General features: G+C 66.3%; 1 protein-coding gene and 1 pseudogene (1 of these 2 only partly in view). One reads left to right on the forward strand and one right to left on the reverse strand.

Annotated features, from left to right (window positions below):
* Positions 1 to 550: pseudogene (locus ACFE99_RS24115) on the reverse strand (iron-siderophore ABC transporter substrate-binding protein); it reaches 472 nt to the left of the window's first position.
* 256 nt (positions 551 to 806) lie between these two features.
* On the opposite strand from ACFE99_RS24115, the gene ACFE99_RS24120 reads away from it, so the two are divergent.
* A partial coding sequence (locus ACFE99_RS24120; protein ID WP_375489269.1) for a cbb3-type cytochrome c oxidase subunit I occupies positions 807 to 1,895 on the forward strand: 1,089 nt, incomplete at its 3' end.

Raw genomic sequence — 1,895 nt, forward strand, 5'->3', positions numbered from 1 at the left:
CGCCCACGCCACGCAAATTGTCTTCCCACGCGGCGCCCGGCGCCCCGGTGAACACCGTCGGCGCGATCGCCGCCAGGGCCGGATACAAGTGCGGCGTCAGGGCGACCGAGCCCAGGATCAGGTCCGGTTTGGCCGCCGCGATGGCGGGCACGTCCGGTGCGCTGCGGGTCCCCACACCCGGCAACCGGTGCACGCCGCCGCCCAGGTAAGACGGCTGACTCGAGGCGCCGTCCGGCAACGCGGCGGCGACGATTCGGGACTGAAGTCCCAACGCGCATAACGCGTCAAGCTGGTCGCCGGAGAGCACGACAATGCGCTGCGGGTCGGCAGGCACGTCGGCCTTCTCCGGGGTCACGCCGGCGGCGTTCGGCGCCGACCGTGTCGGGGGGCCCGGCTCCGCCGGGGCCGGTTGCGGCGCACACGACTCGTCGGGCCGGCGCTGGTTGCCCAGAACTCCCGCCCCGGCGATGGTGGTGGTGCTGGTGATCACGGAGCTGGTCGGCGACGGGTGCTGGCCGCCCAGCGATGCGGGTTTGCAGCTAGTACACAGCGTCACCGCGATCGCTGTCGCCACCGGAGCTGCGGCCAGCAGAACGCCGGGTCGCACACGGCCGAACAGCACGCGCTCGACGGTAACATCCGGCCGCCCGCACAGGCCCGTTCCGCTGGACGACGATATGGCGGTGGCCGGGCACTACGGCATTACGACGGTTTGTAGGACCAGTGCGGCCGCGGGCCCGATCGAACGCTAGGATTCCAGGGAAGATCCCAGGGACGTCTGCCCCGGATGATATTTGGAGGAGCCCTTGACAGCCGAAGCGCCCCCGCTGGGAGAACTGGAGGCCAGTCGTCCTTTCCCGCCCCGGATGGGCCCCAAGGGCAACCTGGTCTACCGGCTGATCACGACGACCGATCACAAGATGATCGGCATCATGTACACCGTCACTACCTTTGTCTTCTTTTTCATCGGTGGGTTGATGGCGCTACTGATGCGCACTGAGTTGGCGGCGCCGGGTCTGCAGTTCCTGTCCAACGAGCAGTACAACCAGCTGTTCACCATGCACGGCACGATCATGCTGCTGTTCTACGCCACACCGATCGTGTTCGGCTTCGCCAACCTGGTGCTGCCGCTTCAGATCGGCGCTCCCGATGTGGCGTTTCCGCGGCTGAACGCCTTCTCCTACTGGCTGTTTTTGTTCGGCGCGTTGATCGCCACTGCCGGATTCATCACCCCGGGCGGAGCCGCCGACTTCGGGTGGACCGCCTACACCCCGCTGACCGACGCCATCCACTCACCGGGCGCCGGTGCAGACCTGTGGATCATGGGGCTGGCGGTCGCCGGCCTGGGCACCATCTTGGGCGCGGTCAACATGATCACGACCGTGGTGTGTATGCGCGCCCCGGGCATGACGATGTTCCGGATGCCGATCTTCACCTGGAACACGCTGATCACGTCGATCTTGGTGCTGCTGGCCTTCCCGCTGCTGACCGCGGCGCTGATGGGGCTGGCTGCCGACCGGCACCTGGGCGCGCACATCTACGACCCGGCCAACGGCGGCGCGATCCTCTGGCAGCACCTGTTCTGGTTCTTCGGCCACCCCGAGGTCTACATCATCGCGCTGCCGTTCTTCGGCATCGTCAGCGAAGTCTTCCCGGTGTTCGCCCGTAAGCCGATCTTCGGCTACACCACCCTGGTGTACGCGACGATGTCCATCGCGGCATTGTCGGTGGCGGTGTGGGCGCACCACATGTTCTCCACCGGAGCCGTTCTGCTGCCGTTCTTTTCGTTCATGACCTACCTGATCGCGGTGCCGACCGGGATCAAGTTCTTCAACTGGATCGGCACGATGTGGAAGGGCCAGTTGACATTCGAGACGCCGATGCTGTTTTCGATC

Source organism: uncultured Mycobacterium sp. (assembly GCF_964249325.1).
Lineage (GTDB): Bacteria > Actinomycetota > Actinomycetes > Mycobacteriales > Mycobacteriaceae > Mycobacterium.